Below are 23,991 nucleotides of genomic sequence, written 5' to 3' on the forward strand. Positions count from 1 at the left end.
ACCGCGGCCTTCACAGCCACTCCTGCTGCCGGGCACCGGGTCCGGCCCGCTCGGCGAAGTGGGCGATGGTCCGCTTGAACCCCTCCTCCCACGGGATCGCCGGCGACCAGCCGTACACCTCCCGGGCGAAGGTGGTGTCGGGGCGGCGCCGGGCGGGGTCGTGCGCGCGTCCGGGGCGGTACACCAGGCGTGAGGGGGAGCCGGTCAGGCGGATCACCCGGCGGGCGATCTCCTCGACGGTGGCCTCGTCGTCGCCCCCGATGTTCACGGGCCGTACGGCCCGGCTGGCGGCCACCCGCAGCACGCCCTCGACGATGTCGTCGACGTAGCCGAGGACCCGGGTCTGGCTGCCGTCGCCCTCGATGGTGACGGGCGCTCCGGCGAGCGCCTGCCGGATGAAGGTGGGCAGGGCCTGGCGGCCGTCCGCCCGCATCCGCGGACCATAGGTGTCGAACACGCGGACGATCCCGGCGTCGGTGCCGTGGGCCGTCGCGCCGGCGGTGGTCAGGGCCTCGGCGAACCGCTTCCCCTCGGCGTGCGCGCTGCGCGGCCCGACCGGGTCGACATGGCCCCAGCAGTCCTCGCGCAGCGGATGTGTCGCGGGATCGCCGTAGACGTGGCAGGTGGAGCCGAGCAGGAAGCGGGCCCCGTCCCGTTCGGCTACGGCGAGGGCGTTGCGGGTGCCGGGCCCGGCGGCGTCCAGGGCGGCCAGCCGGCGGTCGAGGCAGTCCGCGGGCGAGGCGGGGCCCGCGAAGTGCAGCACCAGGTCGTAGGGGCCGGGCAGCGCCTCGGGCCGGCCGGGGGCGCTCACGTCCTGCCGCAGGAACCGGAATCCCGGACGTCCGGCCAGGTGGCGGATGTTGCCGGCGTCTCCGGACGACAGGTCGTCCACGCAGTCGACCTCGATCCCCGCGTCGACCAGCCGCTCGCACAGGTGGGAGCCCAGGAACCCGGCGCCGCCGGTGACCAGGGCCCTTTTCCAGCGCGGCCGTGACATCGGCAGCGGTATCGCGGAGAACGCCATCGGCGTCATGTGCACGGCCTCCTTCCGCCATGTGCGTCACCCGTCGGGGGGGCGGGTGCCGAGCGGCGCCCGAGTCCCCCGGGGGCCGTTCTCATCCTCCGATGCCCGGTGCCGCCGTGCCACAGGAGGCCAGCGGGACGCGGGTGTCGGGGGTGCCGGAAGAGACCTGCGGGGCCACCGGTGCGGTTCAGCGCCGGACGGACCTGCGGGACTGATGGTGCCGTCGTGCCTCCACGAGACCCACGGGACGCCGGTGCCGCCCGCGCCGCGGGAGACCGGCGGACGCCGGGGCCGCGGTGCCGGACGAGACCACCGGGACCGACGGTGCCGCCCGTGCCGGAGGAGACCGGCGGACCGCCGGGACGGCCGTGTCACCCGTTGGGGCGGCCCGTTCGCCCGTCCGTGCCGCACCGTGCGTCTCCGGCCACCCGGCCGGACATCGCCGTCTGGTGCACCGCGCCACGGGGCTGCGAGAGTTGACGGAACCTCAGGGGGGACGTGTGACGACACCTCAGAAGCGCGCCGGGGCGGGCAGAACGGTCCTGGCACTCCTCACGGCACTCGGCTCGCTGGCCGGTGCGTCCCTGGCCGGTGCGGCACCGGCCGACGCCGCGCCGTCGCGTGTCGAGGTCGCACCGGGCGTGGTCTACGAGCGGTTCGACCTCCAGGCGGCGGCCGGCCCGGCCCGCGCGCACGTGCTGACCGTCGACCTGCGCCATCCGCGGGTCCGCCTGGACCTGCTGTATCCGGGTGTGGTGGCCGGACGCGCGACCGTGTCACGGCTCGCCGACCGGCAGGCCGCCGTCGCGGGCGTCAACGGGGACTTCTTCAACATCACCGAGACCCAGCACCCCGGCGTCGAGGCGACCGGTGCGAGCGTCGGACCGGCCGTCGCGGGCCGCCGGACGCTGAAGGCGGCGGTGCCGGACGGGCAGCGCTTCGGCCCGGCCCTGCCGCCCGGCACGTCCACCCGGGACGTGTTCGGGGTGGGCACCGACCGGCGGGCCCGGCTGGACTCCCTCGTCCTGGTCGGGTCGGTCACCACGCCCGTGGAGCGGCTGCCGCTCGGCGGGCTCAACCAGTACGCGCTGCCGGTCGGTTCGGTCGGCGCGTTCACCGCGGACTGGGGCGTCGCCTCCCGGGTGCGCGCCACCTGCGGCACGGACACCGAACGCGCCGCGCCGTGCAGCGCGGACACCCATGAGGTGACGGTCCGGTACGGCCGGGTGGTGGCCACCGGCCAGACGCCGGGCGGCGGGCCGATCGCCCCCGGCACGACGGTGCTGGTCGGGCGCGAGGCGGGGGCGCAGTGGCTGCGCAAGCTCGCCGTGGGCGACACCGTGCGGGTGCGGCACCGGCTGGTGGCGGCCCGGTCCGGCGTGCCGTACCGCTTCGTCGTGGGCGGCTGTCCGGTGCTGTCGGGCGGGCAGCCGCTGCCCGGCCTGGACCACCGGGCCACGGCGGTGCGTTCCGCGGCCGGCCTCGCGGACGGCGGCCGACGGGTCCTGCTGCTCGCGCTGGACGGCTCCCCCGCCTACCGCACCGGCCTGACGGTGGCCGAACTGGCCGGCGTGATGCGGACGCTGGGCGCCGTCGACGCCTTCAGCCTCGACGGCGGCGGCTCCTCCACCCTGGTCGCGCGCGAGCCCGGCACGACGGCGGTGACCGTCCGCAATCACCCGTCCGGCGGCGTCGAGCGCCCGGTGCCGAACGGGATCGGGGTGTTCTCGACGGGGTGAGCCCCCTTCCCTCCGGCCTGCGGCGGGCCTCAGGGCCTCAGGCTGCTCACGATGTCCGCGGTCGCCGTCAGGCCGCTCTGGATGGTGGGGGCGATGCTGGTGCTGGCCAGGTAGAAGCCGAGCAGCAGGCAGACCAGCGCGTGGGAGATCTTCAGGCCGCCGTTGCGCAGAAAGATCACCGCAAGGACCAGAAGCAGCAGCACCACTGAGATGGAAACGGCCATCGTCAACCTCCTCCGCCACGCCGTCACGCGTCCGGTTCACGGCGTTCGGCCGCAAGTGTGGCGTAGCGGAGGGTTCGTCCGTGCCGCTGCGCTGTCCTCCGTTCGTGTGGTGTCTAGGCCTGGGTGTGGGTGTCGAGGAAGGTGGCGAGGCCCGCGAGGTCGTCGGTGTTCAGGTGGTCGGCGCCCGCGGCGAGCAGTTCGGTCCACACCGCGTCCCGCTGCGGGCCCGGCTGGTCGGGGGTGGCCCAGAACCGCACCCGCTGCCCGCGCGCGTGCGCCGTCCGCACGATGTCGTGCAGCTTCTGCCGCTCGGCCGCGGGGAACGCGCCGACGCCCTGCCAGGTGAAGTGCCGCGTCCAGTTGTCGCTGATGAGTGGGGCGAAGGAGGCGGTCGCGGGGCCGCCGAGGTCGGTGAGCCGGCCGTCGTAGAAGGCGCGGCGGACGGTCTGCGCCTCCATGGGGCCGCGGGCGGCCCGGTCGCCGGAGACGACGGCGGTGACCGGGCCGGGGAACACCCGGCCGTGGGCGTAGGTGGTGAACAGGCGGTGGTGGCGGCGCAGGAGCCGGTCCAGCTCCCGGTAGGTCGAGGAGCCCTCGGTCTTGAGGTCGACGAGCAGCTGGAGGGAGCCCCGGTGGCCCCGGTACACCGAGCCGTGGTGGGCGCGGACGCGGGCGGCGAGCGGGTCGAGGTAGAGGGCTTCGAGGGTGCGGGCGGGGTCGAGGTCCTCCGGGTCGTGGGCGACGAGCAGCCGGCCGTCGACGAGGAAGACATCGGCCTCGACGCTGCCGAAGCGGTGGTCGAGGGCGTCGAGCAGGGGGCGTGGGTGCTCGTAGTCGTTGTGGGCGTGGGCGCGCCACAACGGCCGTGGTCCGTGGCGCTGTTCACCGGCGAGCGCGCCTTGCGCGGGCAGGGTGACGGCGCCCGCGAGGGCGGCGCCGAGGGTGGTGAGGGCTCTGCGGCGGGTGGTGAGGGCCATGCGCTGCCTCCCTGGGGAGCCGGAGGGGACGCAGCGAGTATGCGATCGGCGGGGGCCCGACGGGCCCGTGCGTGCGGGGAGTTGGCCTGAGTGCCGTCAGGTGTTCACCTCGCCGGGCGGCGGGCACGGGAAAGCCCGCCCCTGGTGGGGCGGGCTTTCCCGGCGGTCCGTCAGGGGGCCCGCAGGTCCACCAGTTCGGCCAGCGCCGCGCGGTGGGCGCCCGCGGTGCCGTAGGCGATCGAGTCGGCCTTGGCCCGCTTGAGGTAGAGGTGCACGGGGTGTTCCCAGGTCATGCCGATGCCGCCGTGCAGTTGCAGTGCCTCCTCGGCGGCGCGGACGGCGACCGGAGCGGCGTATGCCTGGGCGACCGCGACCGCCACCTCGGTGTCGTGGCCGGTCGCGAGGGCGTCGGCGGCGGCACGGGCGGCGGCGCGCAGGCTGACGACCTCGAGCCACAGCTGGGCGAGCCGGTGCTTCAGCGCCTGGAAGCCGCCGACCGGCCGGTTGAACTGCTTGCGGTCCTTGAGGTAGCGGACGGTCTCGGTCAGGCTCCAGTCGGCGAGTCCCAGTTGTTCGGAGGCCAGCAGTCCGGCCGCGGAGCGCAGGGCCCGGCGCACGGCCGGTTCGGCGGCTCCGATCCGGCGGGCCGGGGCGCCGTCGAGGGTGACGGTGGCGAGCGGCCGGGTGAGGTCGAGCGACGGCTGCGGGGTGACGGTCGCGTCGGCGGCGTCGACCGCGTGCAGGCCGCCGTCGTCGCCGGGCACGAGCAGGACGTCCGCGACGGCGGCGTCCGCGATGCCGGTCAGCTCCCCGCGCAGGGTGCCGCCGTCGACGTGTACGGTCCGCACCGTGCCGCCCGCCGTCGCGTTCAGCGCGACGGCGAGGGCGCCGATCCTGCGGCCGGCGGCCAGGTCCTCGACCAGATCGCCGGCGTCGTCGCAGGCCAGCAGCGCCTCGGTGGCGACGACCGCGCTCGTCAGGAAGGGCACGGGTGCGACCGCGCGCCCCAGCTCCTCCAGGACGACGGCGGCCTCGCGGTGGGTGGCGCCCTGGCCGCCGCGCTCCTCGGGCACCAGCAGTCCGGCCAGGCCCATGCCGTCGGTGAGGTCCTTCCACAGCCGCGGGTCGTGCGGGGTGTCCGACTCGGCGCGCGCGATGACGGCGGCCGGGTCGCAGCGGTCGGCGAGGAGGCCGCGGAGGGCGGCGCGCAGCGCCTCTTCCTCCTCCGAGTACAGCAGGTCGGGGTCGGTCATCGGGCGAGGTCCTTCCAGGCGACGTCCTTGTCGGTGCGCGGTTCGGCGGGCAGGCCGAGGACGCGCTCGGCGACGATGTTCAGCAGGACCTCGCTGGTCCCGCCCTCGATGCTGTTGCCCTTGGAGCGCAGGTAGCGGTATCCGGCGTCGCGGCCGGTGAAGTCCACCTTCTCCGGGCGGCGCATGGTCCAGTCGTCGTAGAGCAGGCCCTCCTCGCCGCGCAGTTCGACCTCCAGGCCGCTGATGGCCTGGTTGAGGCGGGCGAAGGCCAGCTTCATGCCGGCGCCCTCCGGGCCGGGCTGCCCGGCGACGAGCTGCTGGCGCAGCCGTTCGCCGGTGAGGCGGGCGACCTCGGCCTCCACCCAGAGGGTGAGCAGCCGCTGGTGCAGGTCGTGGGTGCGCAGTCCGGGGCGTTCGCGCCAGGTCCGGGAGACCGGGCCGATCATGCCGCCCTCGCGCGGGATGCGCATGCCGCCGATGGCGACGCGTTCGTTGTTCAGCGTGGTCTGGGCGACCCGCCAGCCGTCGCCGACCTCGCCGAGCCGGTGAGCGTCGGGGATGCGGACGCCGGTGAGGAAGACCTCGTTGAACTCGGCCTCGCCGGTGATCTGGCGCAGCGGGCGCACCTCGACGCCGGGGTCGGTCATGTCGCACAGGAAGTAGGTGATGCCGCGGTGCTTGGGCACGTCCGGGTCGGTGCGGGCGATGAGGATGGCCCAGCGGGCGACGTGGGCGCTGGAGGTCCACACCTTCTGCCCGTCGACGACCCATTCGTCGCCCTCGCGGACGGCCCGGGTGCCGAGCGCGGCCAGGTCGGATCCGGCGCCGGGCTCGCTGAAGAGCTGGCACCACACCTCCTCGCCGGTCCACAGGGGCTTGAGGAAGCGCCGCTTCTGCTCCTGCGTGCCGTACTGCAGGATGGTCGGGGCGGCCATGCCGAGGCCGATGCCGATGCGCCGGGGGTCGTTGTCGGGGGCGCCGGCGGCCTCCAGTTCGGCGTCGACGACGGCCTGGAGGGAGCGTGGGGCGCCCAGTCCGCCGAGGCCCTCCGGGAAGTGCACCCAGGCGAGTCCGGCGTCGAAGCGGGCCCGCAGGAACTCCAGCCGGCCGGTGCCGGCGGGCGGGTGCGCGGCCAGGAACTCCTGGGTGCGGCGGCGCAGTTCGGTGGCGTCGGTCATCGGGCCTCCTCCGTCATGACGGCGATCCGGCCGGTGCTGCGGCCGTCGGCGACCTTCTGCACGGCCGCCGCGGCCCCGGCGAGCGGGACGCGCTCGCTGACCAGCGGCTTGATCGCGCCCCGGGCGGCCAGGTCGGTGAGCTGGTCGTGGCAGTGCCGGACCAGCTTCGGGTTCTTGGTGTTGTACAGGCCCCAGTGCAGGCCGAGGACCGAGTAGTTCTTCACCAGGGCGTGGTTGAGCGCGGGGCTCGGGATGGTGCCGCTCGCGAAGCCGACGACCACGATCCGCCCTTCGAAGGCGACCGTCTTGGCGGACTGGGTGTAGGCCTCCCCGCCCACGGGGTCGTAGATCACGTCGGCGCCCCGGCCGCCGGTGGCCTCCTTGACGGCGGCGACGACGTCCTCGGTCCGCCGGTCGATCACGGTGTCGCAGCCCAGTTCCCGGGCGACGGCGGCCTTGTCGGCACCGCCGACGACACCGATGACGGTGGCGCCGGCCGCCTTGCCGAGCTGGACGGCCGCGCTGCCGACGCCGCCCGCGGCGGCGTGGACGAGCAGGGTCTCGCCGGCCTGGAGGCCGGCCCGCCGGTGCAGGCCGAACCAGCCGGTCTGGTAGCCGATGTGCAGGGCGGCGGCCTCGGCGTCGTCCAGCGACTCGGGGGCGGGCAGCAGGACGGCGGCGTCCGCGACGGCGTACTCGGCGAAGCCGCCGTACGGCAGCGCGGGGTTGCCGATGACCCGGCGGCCGTCCTCGGTCTCGCCGCAGATCTCCACTCCGGGGGTGAAGGGCAGCGGCGGCCGGATCTGGTACTGGCCCCGGCACAGCAGCGCGTCCGGGAAGTTGACGTTCGCGGCGCGCACTCTCACCAGGACCTGGCCGTCACCGGGTGTGGGGCGCTCGGCCTCCGCCAGGCGCATCACCTCGCCCGGCTCGCCGTTCTCGTGCACGTGCCATGCCTGCATGCGGTGCCTCCACGGGGGACTGCTTCGTCTGACCGGGGTCGGATCGCATACTAAGCGGTCGCTTGCCGTTCAGGGAACAGCCGGAGGGGCACCCGTCTGATCCGGGGCTCACCCGCCGGCCGCGCTCTTCGGCCGCGCCCGCACGTGCATCCGCTCGCCCTGCGGGCCGAACAGGCTGAGGAACTCCACCGGCCCCTCCCCGGTCGACCCGAACCAGTGCGGCACCCGGGTGTCGAACTCCGCCGCCTCCCCGGACGTGAGCACCACGTCGTGCTCGCCCAGCACCAGCCTGAGCCGCCCGGCCAGCACGTACAGCCACTCGTAGCCCTCATGCGTCTGCGGGGCCGGGTCCAGGCGCCGCTTCGGCTCGATGATCTTGTACGCCTGGAGTCCGCCGGGCTGCCGGGTGAGCGGGATCAACGTCCGGCCGTCCCGCTCGATCGGCTTGACGGGCCGCACCCGGGGGTCCCCGACCCGCGGCGCGCCGACCAGTTCGTCCAGCGGGACCTGGTGGGCCTGGGCGATCGGCAGCAGCAGCTCCAGGGACGGCCTGCGCCGGCCGGACTCCAGCCGCGACAGCGTGCTCACCGAGATGCCGGTCGCCTCGGACAGCGCCGCGAGCGTCACCTCCTTCTCCTTGCGGATCCGCCGCAGTCTCGGGCCCACGCCCGCCAGAACCTCATCGGTACCCATGACTCACATTGCAGTTTCGGCAAACTTGTTTGTCAATGCCGCCCTGCCCGCGCGACCGTCGGACGCGGAGGTGGTCACATGACCGAGCATTCGACCGAGACCCGCGCGGCGACCGGCGGGGCGGCCCGGCAGCCCGAGGGAACCGAGACGTACGAGGTGGTCGTCGTCGGCGGCGGCAGCGCCGGCCTGTCCGCCGCGCTGGTCCTGGGCCGGGCCCGCCGCCGGACGCTCGTCGTCGACGCCGGCGAGCCCCGCAACGCGCCCGCCGCCCACATGCAGGGCTATCTCTCCCGCGACGGCATGCCGCCCGCCGACTTCCTGGCCCTCGGCCGCGAGGAGGTCGCCCGCTACGGCGTCGAGCTGGTCCGGGACCGGGCGGTGGACGTCACCCGGGACGGGGACTTCGCCGTGGCGCTGGAGAGCGGCCGGACCGTGCGGGCCCGGCGGCTGATCGTCACCACCGGCCTGCGGGACGAGCTGCCCGCCGTGCCCGGGGTCGCCGAGCGGTTCGGGCGCGATGTGCTGCACTGCCCGTACTGCCACGGCTGGGAGGTGCGCGACCGGGCCTTCGGCGTGCTCGCCGCGTCACCGCTGAGCGTGCACCAGGCGCTGATGGTCACCCAGTGGTCGAAGGACGTGACGTTCTTCCTGCACACGGTCGCCGGGGACGACCTGCCGGACGGCGATCTGCGCAGGCTCGCCGCGGCCGGGGTGACCGTCGTGCCCGGCGAGGTGGCGGAGGTGGTGGCCGAGGACGACCGGCTCACCGCGGTCCGGCTCGCGGACGGCTCCGCGCACGCCCGCGAGGTGCTGTTCGTCTCCCCGCGCCCGGTGCCGCGGACCGGGCTGCTGGAGCGGCTGGGCGCCGCCTTCCACGAGACCCCGTTCGGCAGCTACCCCGTGGTGGACGCGCACGGCCTGACCAGCGTCCCCGGCGTCTGGGCGGCGGGCAACGCGATCGGCTTCGCCGAGCAGGTCGTCCACGCGGCGAGCGGCGGCTACCGGGCCGCCGCCGCGCTCAACGGGGAACTGCTGATGACCGACCTGGACTCCGCGGTGCGGGTGTAGACCCGGCCGTGCCGGTGCACCATGACTGCATGCTGCTGGCCCGGCTCGCCCAGGTGTCCCGGGAGGTCGCCGCCACCTCGGCGCGCTCCCGCAAGACCGCGCTGCTCGCGGAGCTGTTCCGCGAGGCACAGGCGGCGGACGTCCCCGTGGTCATCCCGTACCTGGCGGGGCGGCTGCCGCAGGGGCGGCTCGGCGTCGGATGGAAGGTGCTCGGCCGCCCCGTCGCCCCGGCCGCCGAACCCAGCCTGACCGTGCGGGAGGTGGACGCCCGGCTCACCGCCCTCGGCGAGGTCTCCGGACCCGGCTCGCAGGCCGAGCGGACGCGGCTGGTCGGGGAGCTGATGGGCGCGGCCACGCAGGAGGAGCAGCGGTTCCTGCTGGGCCTGCTCACCGGCGAGGTCCGCCAGGGCGCGCTGGACGCGGTGGCCGTGGAGGGCCTGGCGGGCGCGACCGGCGCGCCGCCCGCCGACGTCCGCCGGGCGGTGATGCTGGCGGGCTCGCTCCAGACCGTGGCGCAGGCGCTGCTCACCGAGGGCCCGCCCGCCCTGGAGCGCTTCCGGCTCACCGTCGGCCGCCCGGTGCTGCCGATGCTCGCGCACAGCGCGTCCTCGGTGGCGGAGGCGGTCGGCAAGCTGGGCGTCTGCGCGGTGGAGGAGAAGCTGGACGGCATCCGTGTCCAGGTGCACCGGGACGGCGGCACCGTACGGCTGTACACCCGCACCCTCGACGACATCACCGGCCGGCTGCCCGAGGTGACGGCGGCGGCGCTGGAGCTGCGCGGCGAGCGGTTCGTCCTGGACGGCGAGGTCATCGCCTTCGACGCGGACGGCCGGCCGCGCTCGTTCCAGGAGACCGCGGGCCGCGTCGGCTCCCGAGTGGACGTGGCGACCGCCGCCGAGGCGGTGCCGGTCTCCCCCGTCTTCTTCGACGCCCTCTCGGTCGACGGGCGCGATCTGCTCGACCTGCCGTTCGCCGAGCGGCACGCGGAGCTGGCCCGGCTGGTGCCCGAGCCGATGCGGGTGCGGCGCACGGTGGTGTCCGGGCCCGGCGGCCTGCCCGCGGCGGAGGAGTTCCTGGCCGAGACGCTGGCCCGGGGCCACGAGGGCGTGGTGGTCAAGGACCTCGGCGCGCCCTACAGCGCGGGCCGGCGCGGCGCGTCCTGGCTGAAGGTCAAACCCGTGCACACCCTCGACCTGGTGGTGCTCGCCGCCGAGTGGGGCCACGGCCGCCGCACCGGCAGGCTCTCCAACCTGCACCTGGGCGCCCGCCGCGAGGACGGCTCGTACGCCATGCTCGGCAAGACCTTCAAGGGCCTGACGGACGCGCTGCTGGCCTGGCAGACCGAACGCCTGCGGGAGCTGGCGGTGTCCGACGACGGCCATGTGGTGACCGTCCGGCCGGAACTGGTCGTGGAGATCGCCTACGACGGCCTGCAGCGCTCCACCCGCTACCCGGCCGGTGTCACGCTCCGCTTCGCCCGCGTGGTCCGCTACCGCGAGGACAAGCGGCCGCAGGACGCCGACACCGTCGAGACCGTGCTGGCCGCCCATCCGGAGGTACGGCCGTGACCGCCCGGCGCAGCGCGGGGCTGCTGCTGTTCCGGCGCACCGGCCAGGGCCTCGAGGTGCTGCTCGGCCATATGGGCGGGCCGTACTTCGCCGGGAAGGACGCCGGGGCCTGGACGGTGCCGAAGGGCGAGTACGCGCCGGACGAGCCCGCCTGGGAGGCCGCCCGCCGTGAGTTCCGGGAGGAGCTGGGGCTGGAGCCGCCCGACGGGGAGGCCGTGCCGCTCGGCGAGGTCCGCCAGACCGGCGGGAAGACCGTGACGGTGTGGGCGGTGGAGGGCGACCTTGACCCGGAGGCCGTCCGTCCCGGCACGTTCACCATGGAGTGGCCGCCGCGCAGCGGGCGGGCGGCCGAGTTCCCCGAGCTGGACCGGGTCCGCTGGTTCGGCCTGGACGCGGGCAGGGCCGTGATCGTCGGCGCGCAGGCCGCGTTTCTCGACCGCCTGGCGGAGCACTCGCCCTGAGGAGACGCCCCGCGTTGCGGCCCCCGCCGCCGCGCGCGAAGGTCGAAGCACGCATCCTTGCCAGGAGGTCAGCCATGCCCATCGCGACGGTGAACCCGGCGAACGGCGAGACGGTCAAGACGTACGAGGCCATGGGCGAGGAGGAGATCGAACGCCGGCTCCAGCTCGCCGAGGCCACCTTCCGCACCTACCGGACGACCTCCTTCGCCGAGCGGACCCGGCTGATGCACCGGGCCGCCGACCTCCTCGACGAGGACCGCCAGGACATCGCCCGGGTGATCACCACGGAGATGGGCAAGCCGGTGCGGCAGGCGCGGGCGGAGGCCGCCAAGTGCGCCAAGGCCATGCGCTGGTACGCCGACCACGCCGAGGAGCTGCTCGCCGACGAGGAGCCCGCGGCGGCCGATGCCCACGACTCCGGCGCCTCCCGGGTGCTCGTCCGCTACCGGCCCCTCGGTCCCGTCCTCGCGGTGATGCCGTGGAACTTCCCGCTCTGGCAGGTGGTCCGGTTCGCCGCGCCCGCGCTGATGGCGGGCAACGTCGGGCTGCTCAAGCACGCCTCGAACGTGCCGCAGACCGCCCTGTACCTGGAGGACCTGTTCCACCGCGCGGGCTTCACCGAGGGCTGCTTCCAGACCCTGCTGATCGGCTCCGCGGCGGTCGACGACCTGCTGCGCGACGAGCGGATCAAGGCCGCCACCCTGACGGGCAGCGAGCCCGCGGGCCGCGCCGTCGCCTCCACCGCCGGAGAGATGATCAAGAAGACGGTGCTGGAGCTGGGCGGCAGCGACCCGTTCGTCGTCATGCCCTCGGCCGACCTGGACCGCGCCGCAGAGGTCGCGGTCGACGCCCGCTGCCAGAACGCCGGGCAGTCCTGTATCGCCGCCAAGCGGTTCATCGTGCACACGGACGTCTACGACGCCTTCGCCGAGCGGTTCGTCGCCGGGATGAAGGCGCTGAAGGTCGGCGACCCGGCGGACGAGGAGACCGACGTCGGGCCGCTGTCCAGCGAGCGCGGGCGGGCCGACCTGGAGGAGCTGGTGGACGACGCGGTGCGCGGCGGCGCGACGGTGCTGTGCGGTGGCGAACGCCCCGAGGGGCCGGGCTGGTACTACCCGCCGACCGTCCTCGCCGGGATCACCCGGGAGATGCGCGTCCACCGCGAGGAGACGTTCGGGCCGGTCGCGACCCTGTACCGGGCGGGCGACCTGGACGAGGCCGTGCTGATCGCCAACGACTCGGAGTTCGGGCTCAGTTCCAACGTGTGGACGCGGGACGAGAAGGAGGTCGACCGGTTCGTCAGGGACCTGGAGGCCGGCGGTGTGTACGTCAACGGGATGACCGCGTCCCACCCGGCGTTCCCGTTCGGCGGGGTGAAGCGTTCCGGGTACGGGCGTGAGCTGTCCGGGCACGGAATCCGCGAGTTCTGCAACATCACCACGGTTTGGCACGGTGCGTGAGCGCCGCGCGGCTACGATCCCGGTTGTGAACCGCGAAGTGACTCTGCCTCTGATCGTCGATGACCGCGGGAACCTCCGAGTGGCCGCGGCCGATGTGAGCAAGCTGCTCCGCATGGTGGGCGGACGGTGGCTGCATCTCGTCGAGGCCGGTGAGGAAGGGCTCGACGAGGACACGGTGGCCACGCTGACCATCGAGCTGGCGAAACTGGCGGACCGGATCGACGTGGCGTGCATCGCGCACAGCAGCGGGGGCGCGCCGTAGCGGGCACGCCGCGGCCCGGGTGCTCAGGCGCGGCGCCTGGCCCGGCACTCCCGGTGGAACTCGCGCACGATCCAGCAGCCCGTGGCGCCGACGGTGAGCAGGACCAGCAGGCCGAGCAGGCCGGGAAGGACGATCATGCGGTCAGCATGACAGACGCCCCGTCCCGGCCGGCGGCCGGTGTGCCGTCCGCTAGCGGATCGGCATCCCCGACAGGGTGCGGGCGATCACCAGGCGCTGGATCTCGCTGGTGCCCTCGAAGATCGTGTAGATGGCGCTGTCCCGGTGCATGCGCTCGACCGGGTATTCCCGGGTGTAACCGTTGCCGCCGAGGATCTGGACCGCCTGGGCGGTGACGGTCTTCGCCGTCTCGCTGGCGAACAGCTTCGACATCGAGCCCTCGGCCGCCGTGAACGGCTTGCCGTTGACCGCCATCCAGGAGGCCCGCCAGACCAGCAGCCGCGCCGCGTCGATCCGGGTGCGCATGTCGGCGAGCTGGAAGGCGACGCCCTGGTTGTCGATGATCGGGCGGCCGAACTGCTCACGGGTCTTCGCGTAGTCGAGGGCGACCTCGTACGCGGCCCGGGCGGTGCCCACGGCCATGGCGCCGACCGCCGGGCGGGACGCCTCGAAGGTCGCCATCGCCGCGTTCTTCACCCGCTCCCCGCCGGACGCCTTCGCCCGCTCCCGGGCCCGCGCCAGCCGCTCGTCCAGCTTCTCCTTGCCGCCGAGCAGGCAGGAGCCGGGCACGCGCACCTGGTCGAGGATGACCTCGGCGGTGTGCGAGGCGCGGATGCCGTGCTTCTTGAACTTCTGGCCCTGGGACAGGCCGGGGGTGCCCGGCGGGACGATGAAGGACGCGTGCCCCTTGGAGCCCAGCTCCGGGTCGACGACCGCGACGACCACGTGCACGTTGGCGATGCCGCCGTTGGTGGCCCAGGTCTTCGTGCCGTTGATCACCCACTCGTCCTTGGCCTCGTCGTAGACGGCGCGGGTGCGCATCGAGGCGACGTCGGAGCCCGCGTCGGGCTCGGAGGAGCAGAACGCGGCGACCTTGACGTCGTTCGCGTCGCCGTACATCTGGGGGATCCAGGTGCCGATCTGCTCATCGGTGCCGTTGGCGAGGACGCCGACGGCGGCGAGGCCGGTGCCGACGATGGACAGGGCGATGCCGGCGTCGCCCCAGAACAGCTCCTCCATGGCCATGGGGATGCCGAGGCCGGTGGGGTCGAAGTACTGCTGGGCGTAGAAGTCGAGGGAGTAGATGCCGACCTTCGCGGCCTCCTGGATGACCGGCCAGGGGGTCTCCTCGCGCTCGTCCCACTCGGCGGCGGCGGGACGGATCACATCGGCTGCGAAGCCATGGAGCCAGTCCCGGACCTCCCTCTGCTCGTCGTTCAGCTCCATGGTGAACTCGGCCATGTCCCCTCCAGCGGCACCCGTGCGTGTTACTTGCGGTAACCGCAGTCTGTTACCGGCGGGTAGGGAAAGTCAACTCACCCGGCACCCCCGGCAGCCCGTTCGATGGGTGCGGCGCCCCGGGTGTTAGTTTGCGCAGGCGTCACCGACAGAGCACGGGTGGGGAGAGCACATGGACACCACGCAGCGGACCGAGCAGCAGCGGTCCGCCGACCGCCGACGACGCGAGCTGCTGGAAGCCGCGGACCGGGTGGTGCTGCGCGACGGACCACAGGCGTCCATGAACGCCATCGCGGCGGAGGCGGGCATCACCAAGCCGATCCTCTACCGCCACTTCGGGGACAAGGGCGGGCTCTACGCCGCGCTCGCCACGCGGCACACCGACGCACTCCTGGACTCGCTGCGGGCGGCGCTGGACGCACCCGCGGAGCGGCGGGAGCGGGTGGAGTCCACGCTGGACACGTATCTCGCCGCCATCGAGGCACGGCCCCAGGTGTACCGGTTCCTGATGCATCCCGCGGAGGGCGGCCAGGCCGGCGAGCAGGGCTTCGACGTGGGCAAGCACTCGGCGCCCGTGCTCCGCAGGATGGGCGAGGAACTGGGGAAGGTCATCGAGGAGCGGGTGGACCTCGGCCCGGACGGCGAGCGGCTGGCCCGGGTCTGGGGGCACGGGATCGTCGGGATGATGCATGCCGCCGGGGACTGGTGGCTGGGGGAACGGCCCTGCTCCCGGCAGGAGTTGGTGCGGGGACTCGCCGACCTGCTGTGGGGCCGGCTCGCCGCGGCGGGAGACCGGGTGGGGGGCCCGGGCTTCTGACTCCGGCCGGGCGGCACGCGGGCCGGCCGGACACCGCTCGCACGGACGGACGCGGGCCGGAGGGACGCGGGCCGGGGTCGGACGGCGGGCCGGGGTCGGAACGGCGGGCCGGTCGGACGCCGCCCGGGCACACACAGCCCGGGGCGAAACTCGGACCGCGCACACACAGCCCGGGCGGAACTCGGACCTGACGGACAGGCCGGGCGAGACCGGAATTGGCCGGACGCGGGTCACGCGGAACGCCGGCCGGTTCGAAACCGGGACCGACCGGACGCGCGTCATGCGGAACGCCGGCCGGGAGGACGGGCAGACGCGGGTCAGGCGGAAAGCCGGTTGCGCAGGCGGCCGGGCGAAACCGGGACCGACCGGACGCGGGTCACGCGGAACGCCGGCCTGGCAGGCGGTCGGACGGGAGCCGGGCGAAACCGGGACCGGCCGGACGCGGATCACGCGGAACGCCGGCCGGGCGGACGCGGATCACACGTCATGCCGGACGTCTGGGCGGTGGAGCCGCGTCGGCCCGGCACCGCGCTGCCGGGCGGGTCACACCGGACGGCGCCAGGAGGCCCGGCTCACCTGGCGCAGCAGCCTGCGGTGGCGCCAGCCCGTCAGGCGGTCCGCGTAGACCTTCCCGTCCAGGTGGTCGCACTCGTGCTGGAGACAGCGGGCGAAGAAGCCGGTGCCGTGCACGGTGACCGGATCGCCGGTCATGGTGAAACCCTCGACCACCGCGTGGTCGTGGCGCTCCGTGCCCGCCTCCAGGCCCGGCAGGGACAGGCAGCCCTCCGGGCCGCGGACCACCACCCCGTCCGCCGCCACCAGGCGCGGGTTCACAACATGTCCGAGATGCCGGACATCCTCGTCGTCGGGGCAGTCGTAGACGAACACCCGCAGCGACTCCCCCACCTGGTTCGCCGCCAGCCCCACCCCCTGTGCCGCGTACATCGTGGCGAACAAGTCCTCCACGAGCCGGGAGAGTTCGGGGCCGAAGTCGGTGACCTCCGCGCACGGGGCGTGCAGAACGGGGTCGCCGAGCAGGGTGAGGGGCCGGACGCGCCCGCGGGCGCCCGGGATCGAGCCGTGTCGCATGGGCGCAAGGGTACGGTTCCCTCAGCCGCCCCGGGCCCGTGGGCACGGGCCGGGATTCGGGAGTGCGAATGGATCTCGATAGGCTGACCACCACCACGTTGCCGACAGGCCCCAGGCGCGGCGCGTACGCAAGGAGGATCGAGAACTGATGGCAGGCAACTCGGACCCGCTCACGCCGCGGGCCAAGCTGGCCGTGACCGCGGGCAAGGCGGTCGCTGCGGCATCCCGTGCCGCGGGACGCGGCAGCGGTTCGGTGATCGGTGGCCGGGTCGCGCTGAAACTCGACCCCGACCTCCTCGCCCGGCTCGCCCAGAACCTGGACGTCGTCCTGGTGTCGGCGACCAACGGCAAGACCACCACCACCCGGCTGATCGCCGAGGCGCTGCGGGCCGCCGGCCCGGTGGTGTCCAACGCGCTCGGCGCCAACATGCCGGCCGGCATCACCTCGGCGCTCGCCGGCGGCTCGGACGCCAGGTACGGCGTCATCGAGGTCGACGAGAAGTACCTCGCGGGTGTCGCCCGGGACACCGACCCCAAGTGCATCGCGCTGCTCAACCTCTCGCGCGACCAGCTCGACCGGGCCGCCGAGACCCGCATGCTCGCGGAGAACTGGCGCGAGGGCCTGGCCGGCTCCAAGGCCGTGATCGTGGCGAACGCCGACGACCCGCTGGTCGTGTGGGCGGCCTCGTCCTCCCCGAACGTGATCTGGGTCGCCGCCGGGCAGATGTGGAAGGACGACGCCTGGTCCTGCCCCGCCTGCGGCGGAGTGATGCAGCGTCCCGGCGACGACTGGTTCTGCGGCGAGTGCGGCTTCCGCCGCCCCACCCCGACCTGGGCGCTCTCCGGGGACCACGTCCTCGACCCGCACGGTTCGGCCTGGCCGATCCACCTCCAGCTGCCGGGCCGCGCCAACAAGGCCAACGCCGCCAGCTCGGCCGCCGTCGCCGCCGTGTTCGGCGTGCCGCCGCAGGTCGCCCTGGAGCGCATGTACCAGGTGCAGGCGGTGGCGGGACGCTACGACGTCGTCCAGTTCCAGGGCCGCGACCTGCGGCTGCTGCTGGCGAAGAACCCCGCCGGCTGGCTGGAGACGTTCTCCCTGATCGATCCGCCGCCCGCCCCGGTGATCCTGTCCGTGAACGCGCGCGGCGCCGACGGCACCGACACCTCCTGGCTGTGGGACGTCGACTACACCCGGCTCACCGGCCACCCGATCTTCGTCATCGGCGACCGCAAGCTGGACCTGGCGGTGCGCCTGGAGGTCGCCAACCAGCACTTCCAGGTCTGCGACAACCTCGACCAGGCGGTGCAGATGTGCCCGCCGGGCCGGATCGAGGTCATCGCGAACTACACCGCGTTCCAGGACCTGCGCCGCCGAGTGGGCAACTGAGTGAGCCGAAGGACAGTGACCATGAGCGACAACAGCCTGCGCATCGTCTGGATCTACCCCGACCTGCTCAGCACCTACGGCGACCAGGGCAACGCCCTCGTCGTGGAGCGCCGGGCGCGGCAGCGGGGCCTGGACGTGGCCCGCCTCGACGTGCGCAGCGACCAGCCGATCCCGACCTCCGGCGACATCTACCTCATCGGCGGCGGCGAGGACCGGCCGCAGCGGCTCGCGGCCGAGCGGCTGCGCCGGGACGGCGGCCTGTACCGGGCCGTGGAGAACGGCGCGATCGTCTTCTCGGTGTGCGCCGGCTACCAGATCCTCGGCCACGAGTTCATCAACGACCTCGGCCAGCGCGAGCCCGGCCTCGGCCTGCTCGACGTGGTGTCGGTGCGCGGCGAGGGCGAGCGGTGCGTCGGCGACGTGCTCGGGGACATCGACCCGCGGCTCGGGCTGCCGCCGCTGACCGGCTTCGAGAACCACCAGGGCGTCACCCACCTCGGCCCCACCGCCCGCCCGCTCGCCCAGGTGCGGCTCGGCAAGGGCAACGGCACCGGCGACGGCACGGAGGGCGCGTACAACGACACGGTGTTCGGCACGTACATGCACGGCCCGGTCCTCGCCCGCAACCCGCTCATCGCGGACCACCTGCTGAAGCTGGCCCTCGATGTGAACGCGCTGCCGCCGGTGGACGACCGCTGGTACGAGGCGCTGCGCAACGAGCGCATCGCGGCCGCGCAGCAGCCTGCCTGAGGACGGCTGCCGGGCGGGCCGTGCGCACGCGCACGGCGGCGCGGCGACCCGCCCGGCCCCGGCGACGACGGTCCTCCGTCCACCAGCCCGTCTGACGGTACGTCCGCACAGGTGAGCGGGGTCGTCCAGCAGGCGGACGCCTGCTTCGGCCCCGCCCCCTTGTGCCGCTAGGGTGGCGGGGATTCCCGCCGGACAACGTGGTCCGGTCCCCGGCCCACACTGAGAAGGTAATTCGGGCTATGCGCATTGGTGTCCTCACGTCCGGCGGCGACTGCCCCGGCCTGAACGCCGTCATCCGGTCCGTCGTGCACCGTGCCGTCGCCGACCACGGCGACGAGGTCATCGGTTTCCGGGACGGCTGGAAGGGCCTCCTGGAGTGCGACTATCTGAAGCTCGACCTGGACGCCGTCGGCGGCATCCTGGCCCGCGGCGGCACCATCCTCGGCTCCTCCCGGGTCCGTCCCGAGCACCTGCGCGACGGCGTGGAGCGGGCCCGGGGCCATGTCGCCGAGTTGGGTCTCGACGCGATCATCCCGATCGGCGGCGAGGGCACGCTGAAGGCGGCCCGGCTGCTGTCCGACAACGGCCTGCCGATCGTCGGCGTGCCGAAGACCATCGACAACGACATCGCGGTCACCGACGTCACCTTCGGCTTCGACACGGCCGTCGGTGTCGCCACCGAGGCGCTGGACCGGCTGAAGACCACCGCCGAGTCCCACCAGCGGGTGCTGATCGTCGAGGTCATGGGGCGGCACACCGGCTGGATAGCGCTGCACTCCGGGATGGCGGCGGGGGCCCACGCCATCGTCGTGCCGGAGCGGCCGTTCGACATCGACGAGCTGACCGCGCGGGTCGGCGAGCGGTTCGAGGCGGGCAAGCGGTTCGCCATCGTCGTCGCGGCGGAGGGGGCCAAGCCGAAGCCCGGCAGCATGGCCTTCGACGAGGGCGGCAAGGACATCTACGGCCACGAGCGGTTCGCCGGGATCGCCCGGCAGCTCTCCGTCGAGCTGGAGCGCCGGCTCGACAAGGAGGCCCGTCCGGTCATCCTCGGCCACGTCCAGCGGGGCGGGACGCCGACGGCGTACGACAGGGTGCTGGCCACGCGGTTCGGGTGGCACGCGGTGGAGGCCGCCCATCGCGGGGAGTTCGGGATGATGACGGCGCTCCGCGGCACCGACATCGTGATGGTGTCGCTGGCGGAGGCCGTCGAGTCGTTGAAGACCGTGCCGGAGTCCCGGTACGCGGAAGCGGAGTGCGTGCTCTAGCCCTCCGGCGGGGTGCGGGTGGTCCGTGGCCGCCCGCGTCCCTGAGGTGATCGTCACTGCCCCCGGTCGAGAGGTCGACCGGGGGCAGCTCTACTCTTGTGGGCGGACATCAGCACAAACCCCCCACGACAGGAGCCGGCGGATGGATCACAGCGGGCACGGCATGATGACGGAGCTGCCGCCGTTCACGCTGGGGCGAGGGCTGCAGTGGTCCGCGGACCCGTTCTTCCTCGTCGCGTGTCTGCTGGGACTCGCGCTGTACACGTGGGGCGTCGTCCGGCTGACCCGGCGGGGTGACAGGTGGCCGGTCGGCCGGACCGCCTTCTTCTTCGCCGGTGTGCTCAGCATCGGACTGATGATGAATACCGGGCTGAACGACTACGGCATGGTCATGTTCAGCGTGCACATGGTGCAGCACATGGTGATCAGCATGCTGTCGCCGATCCTGCTCCTGCTCGGCGCGCCGATCACGCTGGCACTGCGGGCGCTGCCGCCGGCCGCGCGGGGCAGCAAGGGACCGCGCGAACTGCTGCTGATGCTGCTGCACAGCCGGTACATGCGGATCATCACCCACCCGGTGTTCACCATCCCGCTCTTCATCGCCAGCCTGTACGGCCTGTACTTCACCCCGCTGTTCGACTTCCTGATGGAGTCCAGGCCGGGGCACGTGGTGATGATGGTGCACTTCCTCGCGACCGGCCTGGTGTTCTTCTGGCCGATCATGGGCGTGGACCCGGGACCGCACCGGCCCGGCTACCTGATGCGGATGCTGGAGCTGTTCGCGGGCATGCCGTTCCACGCGTTCTTCGGCATCGCGCTGATGATGGCCTCGCAGCCGATGGTCAGGACCTACACCGATCCGCCCGCCTCCCTCGGCATCGACGCCCTCTCCGACCAGAACGCGGCGGGCGGCATCGCCTGGGCGTTCAGCGAGATCCCGTCCGTGCTGGTGCTGATCGTGCTGCTGTTCCAGTGGTACGGCTCGGAGCAGCGGCAGGCCAAGCGCAAGGACCGGGCCGCCGACCGGGACGGCGACAAGGAGCTCGAGGCGTACAACGCCTACCTGGCCTCGCTGAACGCCCAGGGCCGCTGAGGGCCCCGGGCGGGGTGCCGCCGGTGGGCCCCCGGGAGGGTGCCGCCGGTGGCCACGGTGCGTCCGTGGTGGTGCACGGGGCGCGGTCGTGGTCCGGCCACGGGGGCCGAAATCCGGCACCGATCCGGTCGTCCGCGCCGTAAGAGCGCGGAACCGGGGCACCATGGAGGGGGACGAACCATGAGGAGGGTGTTGCGATGCCCGGTTCTGCGGACGGCTCGACGAAGACCATGGGGGTGCTCACCCTGGGCGGCCTCGTCATGGTGACGGCCTACACGGTGGCGCTCGGCAGCAACGGCTGGCTGTGGTTCGGCTGGGTCGTGCTGGGGCTGATCACCCTCGGGATGGTGGCCACCCGCACCACCTGACCCCGGCGCCCGGCCTACTCCTGGCCGAGGCGCCCCGCCGAGTGCACGCCCGGCTGGTACTTGGGCAGCCGGGCGGTCACCTTCATGCCCGCGCCCACGGCGGTCTCGATGACCAGGCCGTGGTCGTCGCCGTACACCTGGCGGAGCCGGTCGTCGACGTTGGACAGGCCGATCCCGCCGGACGGGCTGACCTCGCCGGCGAGGATGCGGCGCAGCAGCTCCGGGTCCATTCCGGCGCCGTCGTCCTCGATGACCACCAGGGCCTCGGCGCCCGCGTCCTGCGCGGTGATGCCGATCCGGCACGTGCCGGCCTTGCCTTCCAGGCCGTGTTTGACGGCGTTCTCCACCAGCGGCTGGAGGCACAGGTACGGCAGGGTCACCGGCAGCACCTCGGGGGCGATCTGGAGGGTGACGGAGAGCCGGTCGCCGAAGCGGGCCCGGACGAGGGCCAGGTAGTGGTCGATGGCGTGGAGTTCGTCGGCGAGGGTGGTGAAGTCGCCATGCCGGCGGAACGAGTAGCGGGTGAAATCGGCGAACTCCAGGAGCAGTTCGCGGGCGCGTTCGGGGTCGGTGCGGACGAACGAGGCGATCACCGCGAGCGAGTTGAAGATGAAGTGCGGGGAGATCTGGGCGCGCAGTGCCTTGATCTCGGCCTCGATCAGCCGGGTCCGGGAGCGGTCCAGGTCGGCGAGTTCGAGCTGCACGGAAACCCAGCGAGCGACCTCGGCGGCGGCCCGCACGAGCACGGCGGACTCGCGCGGGGCGCAGGCGACGAGGGCGCCGTGGACGCGGTCGTCGACGGTGAGCGGGGCGACCACGGCCCAGCGCAGCGGGCAGTCCGGCTCGTCGCAGGCGAGCGGGAAGGCCTCGCCGCGGCCGGTGGCCAGCGGGCCCGTGAGCCGGTCCAGCACCTCGGCGCGGTGATGGCCGCCGACGCCGTCCCAGACCAGCACCCGGGTGTCGTCGGTGAGGCACAGCGCGTCCGTGCCGAGCAGGGTGCGCAGCCGGCGGGCGGATCTGCGGGCCGTCTCCTCGGTGAGCCCGGCCCGCAGCGGGGGCGCGGCCAGGGAGGCGGTGTGCAGGGTCTGGAAGGTGGCGTGCTCCACGGGGCTGCCGAGGCCGCCGGCGGCCCGGGTGCGGGCGGTGCGCCGGCCGAGCCAGAAGCCGGCGGCGAGCAGGGGCAGGGCGGCCACGCAGAGCCCGGCGAGGAAGCCGCTCACGCCTTCACCTCCGTGCGCAGCTGTTCCGGCAGGTGGAAGCGGGCCAGGATGGCCGCGGTACCGGCCGGGACCCGGGCCGGGGTGGCGAGCGAGACCAGGATCATGGTGAGGAAGCCGAGCGGCACCGACCACAGGGCGGGCCAGGCCAGCAGGGCGTGCAGCGGGCCGCCGCCGGGGAAGCCCGCCATGGTGGCCGCGACGGCGGCGAACGCGGAGCCGCCGCCGACCAGCATCCCGGCGGCCGCACCGGGCGGGGTGAGCCGCCGCCACCAGATGCCGAGGACGAGCAGCGGGCAGAAGGAGGACGCCGAGACGGCGAAGGCGAGGCCGACCGCGTCGGCCACGGGCAGTCCGCCCACCAGGACGCTCGCCGCGAGCGGGACGGCCATGGCGAGCAGGGTGCCGAGCCGGAAGTGCCGTACGCCGCGCGCCGGCAGCACGTCCTGGGTGAGCACTCCGGCGACGGCCATGGCGAGCCCCGAGGCGGTGGACAGGAACGCGGCGAAGGCGCCGCCGGCGAGCAGCGCGCCGAGCAGGTCGCCGGCGACGCCGCCGATCATGCGGCCGGGCAGCAGCAGGACGGCGGCGTCGGCGTCGCCGCTGAGGGTGAGTTCCGGGGCGTAGAGGCGGCCCAGCGCGCCGTAGACCGGGGGCAGCAGGTAGAAGGCGCCGATCAGGGCGAGGACGGCGACGGTGGTGCGGCGGGCGGCGACGCCGTGCGGGCTGGTGTAGAAGCGGACGACCACGTGGGGCAGGCCCATGGTGCCGAGGAAGGTGGCGAGGATCAGCCCGTACGTGGCGTACAGCGGGCGTTCCTCGCGGCCCGCGGCGAGCGAGGCCGACATGCCGGCGGCGCCGCCGCGGTCGGCCGTGGGGACGGGGGTGCCCGGGGCGAAGGTGAGGCGGGTGCCCTGCTCCACGCGGTGCGTCCCGGCCGGCAGGCGGAGCTCCGTGCCGTCGTGGGCGCGGCCGTCCACGGTGCCGTCGACGGTGACCGTCAGGGGCCGCTGCAGGCGCAGGTCGAGGGTGGTGTCGACGCGCACGGCGCGCTGCTGGCGGAAGCCGGGCGGCTCGTCGAAGGGGCGGCGGGGGGCGCCATCGGCCTGCCAGGCGAGGAGCAGGAAGAAGGCGGGGACGAGCAGGGCGGTCAGTTTCAGCCAGTACTGGAAGGCCTGGACGAAGGTGATGCTGCGCATGCCGCCCGCGGCGACGATGGCGGTGACGACGACCGCGACGATGATCCCGCCGAGCCAGCCGGGCGCCCCGGTCAGCACGGTGAGGGTGAGTCCCGCGCCCTGGAGCTGGGGCAGCAGGTAGAGCCAGCCGACGCCGACGACGAAGGCGCCCGCGAGCCGCCGCACCGCCTGCGAGGCGAGCCGGGCCTCGGCGAAGTCGGGCAGCGTGTAGGCGCCGGAGCGGCGCAGCGGGGCGGCGACGAAGAGCAGCAGGACGACGTAACCGGCGGTGTAGCCGACCGGGTACCAGAGCATGTCCGGGCCCTGGACGAGGACCAGGCCGGCGATGCCGAGGAAGGAGGCGGCGGACAGGTACTCGCCGCTGATGGCGGCGGCGTTCAGGCGGGGGCCGACGGTGCGGGAGGCGACGTAGAAGTCGGAGGTGGTGCGGGAGATGCGCAGGCCGAAGGCGCCGACGAGGACGGTGGCGAGCACGACGAGCGCGACGGCGGGGACGGCGTAGTTCGAGTTCATGGCGGAGG

Annotated in this window: 23 protein-coding genes; 12 read left to right on the top strand and 11 right to left on the bottom strand. The window is 74.0% G+C overall.

What is annotated here, in order from left to right:
- Positions 1-10 precede the first annotated feature (10 nt).
- Complete coding sequence (locus SGLAU_RS04695; protein WP_052413628.1) at positions 11-1,033, bottom strand: NAD-dependent epimerase/dehydratase family protein; 1,023 nt, start codon at positions 1,031-1,033, stop codon at positions 11-13.
- A gap of 491 nt (positions 1,034-1,524) precedes the next feature.
- On the opposite strand from SGLAU_RS04695, the gene SGLAU_RS04700 reads away from it, so the two are divergent.
- Positions 1,525-2,763, top strand: coding sequence for a phosphodiester glycosidase family protein (locus SGLAU_RS04700; protein ID WP_043498598.1), 1,239 nt, complete (start codon positions 1,525-1,527; stop codon positions 2,761-2,763).
- Positions 2,764-2,792: 29 nt separating this feature from the next.
- Here the strand turns inward: SGLAU_RS04700 and SGLAU_RS04705 are convergent, their stop codons facing one another.
- From SGLAU_RS04705 to SGLAU_RS04730, 6 genes are all read right to left on the bottom strand, one after another.
- Positions 2,793-2,987 (bottom strand): hypothetical protein, encoded by a 195-nt coding sequence (locus SGLAU_RS04705; RefSeq protein ID WP_043498599.1) that lies wholly within the window; start codon positions 2,985-2,987, stop codon positions 2,793-2,795.
- 113 nt (positions 2,988-3,100) lie between these two features.
- A complete protein-coding gene (locus SGLAU_RS04710; protein WP_043498601.1) occupies positions 3,101-3,964 on the bottom strand; it encodes a phosphatidylinositol-specific phospholipase C/glycerophosphodiester phosphodiesterase family protein in 864 nt (287 codons plus the stop codon).
- 170 nt (positions 3,965-4,134) lie between these two features.
- On the bottom strand, positions 4,135-5,217 hold the full coding sequence (locus tag SGLAU_RS04715; RefSeq protein ID WP_043498603.1) for an acyl-CoA dehydrogenase family protein: 1,083 nt from the start codon (positions 5,215-5,217) through the stop codon (positions 4,135-4,137).
- Complete coding sequence (locus SGLAU_RS04720; RefSeq protein WP_043498606.1) at positions 5,214-6,395, bottom strand: acyl-CoA dehydrogenase family protein; 1,182 nt, start codon at positions 6,393-6,395, stop codon at positions 5,214-5,216. The genes SGLAU_RS04715 and SGLAU_RS04720 overlap by 4 nt, the downstream gene beginning before the upstream one ends.
- A complete protein-coding gene (locus tag SGLAU_RS04725; protein WP_043498608.1) occupies positions 6,392-7,357 on the bottom strand; it encodes an NADPH:quinone oxidoreductase family protein in 966 nt (321 codons plus the stop codon). Before SGLAU_RS04725 ends, SGLAU_RS04720 begins: the two co-directional genes overlap by 4 nt.
- A 108-nt stretch (positions 7,358-7,465) precedes the next feature.
- On the bottom strand, positions 7,466-8,050 hold the full coding sequence (locus tag SGLAU_RS04730; RefSeq protein WP_043498611.1) for a helix-turn-helix domain-containing protein: 585 nt from the start codon (positions 8,048-8,050) through the stop codon (positions 7,466-7,468).
- A gap of 78 nt (positions 8,051-8,128) precedes the next feature.
- Between SGLAU_RS04730 and SGLAU_RS04735 the strand changes: the two genes are divergently transcribed.
- The 5 genes from SGLAU_RS04735 (at position 8,129) to SGLAU_RS04755 (ending at position 12,869) form a co-directional block, all read left to right on the top strand.
- Positions 8,129-9,118: an NAD(P)/FAD-dependent oxidoreductase gene (locus SGLAU_RS04735; RefSeq protein ID WP_078957602.1), complete on the top strand. Its 990-nt coding sequence runs from the start codon at positions 8,129-8,131 to the stop codon at positions 9,116-9,118.
- Positions 9,119-9,147: 29 nt separating this feature from the next.
- Positions 9,148-10,686, top strand: coding sequence for an ATP-dependent DNA ligase (locus SGLAU_RS04740; protein WP_043498612.1), 1,539 nt, complete (start codon positions 9,148-9,150; stop codon positions 10,684-10,686).
- Positions 10,683-11,147: an NUDIX domain-containing protein gene (locus SGLAU_RS04745; RefSeq protein ID WP_043498613.1), complete on the top strand. Its 465-nt coding sequence runs from the start codon at positions 10,683-10,685 to the stop codon at positions 11,145-11,147. Before SGLAU_RS04740 ends, SGLAU_RS04745 begins: the two co-directional genes overlap by 4 nt.
- A gap of 74 nt (positions 11,148-11,221) precedes the next feature.
- Positions 11,222-12,607, top strand: coding sequence for an NADP-dependent succinic semialdehyde dehydrogenase (locus tag SGLAU_RS04750; RefSeq protein WP_043498615.1), 1,386 nt, complete (start codon positions 11,222-11,224; stop codon positions 12,605-12,607).
- 25 nt (positions 12,608-12,632) lie between these two features.
- Entirely contained in the window at positions 12,633-12,869 is a 237-nt protein-coding gene (locus SGLAU_RS04755; protein ID WP_043498616.1) for a DUF6213 family protein, read from the top strand.
- Positions 12,870-13,058: 189 nt separating this feature from the next.
- Here SGLAU_RS04755 and SGLAU_RS04760 read toward each other — a convergent pair whose 3' ends face one another.
- Positions 13,059-14,288 carry an acyl-CoA dehydrogenase family protein gene (locus tag SGLAU_RS04760; RefSeq protein WP_043498618.1) on the bottom strand — a complete coding sequence of 410 codons (1,230 nt, stop codon included), beginning with the start codon at positions 14,286-14,288 and terminating at the stop codon, positions 13,059-13,061.
- A 169-nt stretch (positions 14,289-14,457) separates the two neighbouring features.
- Here SGLAU_RS04760 and SGLAU_RS04765 point away from each other — a divergent pair, with 169 nt between their 5' ends.
- Positions 14,458-15,102, top strand: coding sequence for a TetR family transcriptional regulator (locus SGLAU_RS04765; protein ID WP_043498620.1), 645 nt, complete (start codon positions 14,458-14,460; stop codon positions 15,100-15,102).
- A gap of 543 nt (positions 15,103-15,645) precedes the next feature.
- Here SGLAU_RS04765 and def read toward each other — a convergent pair.
- A complete protein-coding gene (gene def, locus SGLAU_RS04770; protein ID WP_043498621.1) occupies positions 15,646-16,191 on the bottom strand; it encodes a peptide deformylase in 546 nt (181 codons plus the stop codon).
- A gap of 148 nt (positions 16,192-16,339) precedes the next feature.
- Here def and SGLAU_RS04775 point away from each other — a divergent pair, with 148 nt between their 5' ends.
- The 5 genes from SGLAU_RS04775 (at position 16,340) to SGLAU_RS35580 (ending at position 21,054) form a co-directional block, all read left to right on the top strand.
- Positions 16,340-17,578, top strand: a complete 1,239-nt coding sequence (locus tag SGLAU_RS04775) for a MurT ligase domain-containing protein (protein WP_043498623.1) — start codon at positions 16,340-16,342, stop codon at positions 17,576-17,578.
- A 21-nt stretch (positions 17,579-17,599) separates the two neighbouring features.
- Positions 17,600-18,328: a type 1 glutamine amidotransferase gene (locus tag SGLAU_RS04780; protein WP_043498624.1), complete on the top strand. Its 729-nt coding sequence runs from the start codon at positions 17,600-17,602 to the stop codon at positions 18,326-18,328.
- A gap of 239 nt (positions 18,329-18,567) precedes the next feature.
- The gene (locus SGLAU_RS04785) at positions 18,568-19,593 is read left to right on the top strand and encodes a 6-phosphofructokinase (protein ID WP_043498626.1); all 1,026 of its coding nucleotides are present in this window, start codon (positions 18,568-18,570) and stop codon (positions 19,591-19,593) included.
- A gap of 142 nt (positions 19,594-19,735) precedes the next feature.
- On the top strand, positions 19,736-20,686 hold the full coding sequence (locus tag SGLAU_RS04790) for a cytochrome c oxidase assembly protein (RefSeq protein ID WP_043498628.1): 951 nt from the start codon (positions 19,736-19,738) through the stop codon (positions 20,684-20,686).
- Between the two features lie 197 nt (positions 20,687-20,883).
- A complete protein-coding gene (locus SGLAU_RS35580; protein WP_043498629.1) occupies positions 20,884-21,054 on the top strand; it encodes a hypothetical protein in 171 nt (56 codons plus the stop codon).
- Between the two features lie 14 nt (positions 21,055-21,068).
- Here the strand turns inward: SGLAU_RS35580 and SGLAU_RS04800 are convergent, their stop codons facing one another.
- The gene (locus SGLAU_RS04800; RefSeq protein ID WP_043498631.1) at positions 21,069-22,274 is read right to left on the bottom strand and encodes a sensor histidine kinase; all 1,206 of its coding nucleotides are present in this window, start codon (positions 22,272-22,274) and stop codon (positions 21,069-21,071) included.
- A complete protein-coding gene (locus SGLAU_RS04805) occupies positions 22,271-23,983 on the bottom strand; it encodes a cation acetate symporter (protein ID WP_043498633.1) in 1,713 nt (570 codons plus the stop codon). The genes SGLAU_RS04800 and SGLAU_RS04805 overlap by 4 nt, the downstream gene beginning before the upstream one ends.
- Positions 23,984-23,991: the final 8 nt, after the last annotated feature.

Origin of the sequence: Streptomyces glaucescens (assembly GCF_000761215.1) — a bacterium.
Lineage (GTDB): Bacteria > Actinomycetota > Actinomycetes > Streptomycetales > Streptomycetaceae > Streptomyces > Streptomyces glaucescens_B.

Coding starts and splice junctions, on each gene's coding strand:
- SGLAU_RS04695 (WP_052413628.1), bottom strand. CDS start 1,033: ATGACGCCGATGGCGTTCTCCGCGATACCGCTGCCGATGTCACGGCCG.
- SGLAU_RS04705 (WP_043498599.1), bottom strand. CDS start 2,987: ATGGCCGTTTCCATCTCAGTGGTGCTGCTGCTTCTGGTCCTTGCGGTG.
- SGLAU_RS04710 (WP_043498601.1), bottom strand. CDS start 3,964: ATGGCCCTCACCACCCGCCGCAGAGCCCTCACCACCCTCGGCGCCGCC.
- SGLAU_RS04715 (WP_043498603.1), bottom strand. CDS start 5,217: ATGACCGACCCCGACCTGCTGTACTCGGAGGAGGAAGAGGCGCTGCGC.
- SGLAU_RS04720 (WP_043498606.1), bottom strand. CDS start 6,395: ATGACCGACGCCACCGAACTGCGCCGCCGCACCCAGGAGTTCCTGGCC.
- SGLAU_RS04725 (WP_043498608.1), bottom strand. CDS start 7,357: ATGCAGGCATGGCACGTGCACGAGAACGGCGAGCCGGGCGAGGTGATG.
- SGLAU_RS04730 (WP_043498611.1), bottom strand. CDS start 8,050: ATGGGTACCGATGAGGTTCTGGCGGGCGTGGGCCCGAGACTGCGGCGG.
- SGLAU_RS04735 (WP_078957602.1), top strand. CDS start 8,129: ATGACCGAGCATTCGACCGAGACCCGCGCGGCGACCGGCGGGGCGGCC.
- SGLAU_RS04740 (WP_043498612.1), top strand. CDS start 9,148: ATGCTGCTGGCCCGGCTCGCCCAGGTGTCCCGGGAGGTCGCCGCCACC.
- SGLAU_RS04750 (WP_043498615.1), top strand. CDS start 11,222: ATGCCCATCGCGACGGTGAACCCGGCGAACGGCGAGACGGTCAAGACG.
- SGLAU_RS04760 (WP_043498618.1), bottom strand. CDS start 14,288: ATGGCCGAGTTCACCATGGAGCTGAACGACGAGCAGAGGGAGGTCCGG.
- SGLAU_RS04765 (WP_043498620.1), top strand. CDS start 14,458: ATGGACACCACGCAGCGGACCGAGCAGCAGCGGTCCGCCGACCGCCGA.
- def (WP_043498621.1), bottom strand. CDS start 16,191: ATGCGACACGGCTCGATCCCGGGCGCCCGCGGGCGCGTCCGGCCCCTC.
- SGLAU_RS04775 (WP_043498623.1), top strand. CDS start 16,340: ATGGCAGGCAACTCGGACCCGCTCACGCCGCGGGCCAAGCTGGCCGTG.
- SGLAU_RS04780 (WP_043498624.1), top strand. CDS start 17,600: ATGAGCGACAACAGCCTGCGCATCGTCTGGATCTACCCCGACCTGCTC.
- SGLAU_RS04785 (WP_043498626.1), top strand. CDS start 18,568: ATGCGCATTGGTGTCCTCACGTCCGGCGGCGACTGCCCCGGCCTGAAC.
- SGLAU_RS04790 (WP_043498628.1), top strand. CDS start 19,736: ATGGATCACAGCGGGCACGGCATGATGACGGAGCTGCCGCCGTTCACG.
- SGLAU_RS35580 (WP_043498629.1), top strand. CDS start 20,884: ATGCCCGGTTCTGCGGACGGCTCGACGAAGACCATGGGGGTGCTCACC.
- SGLAU_RS04805 (WP_043498633.1), bottom strand. CDS start 23,983: ATGAACTCGAACTACGCCGTCCCCGCCGTCGCGCTCGTCGTGCTCGCC.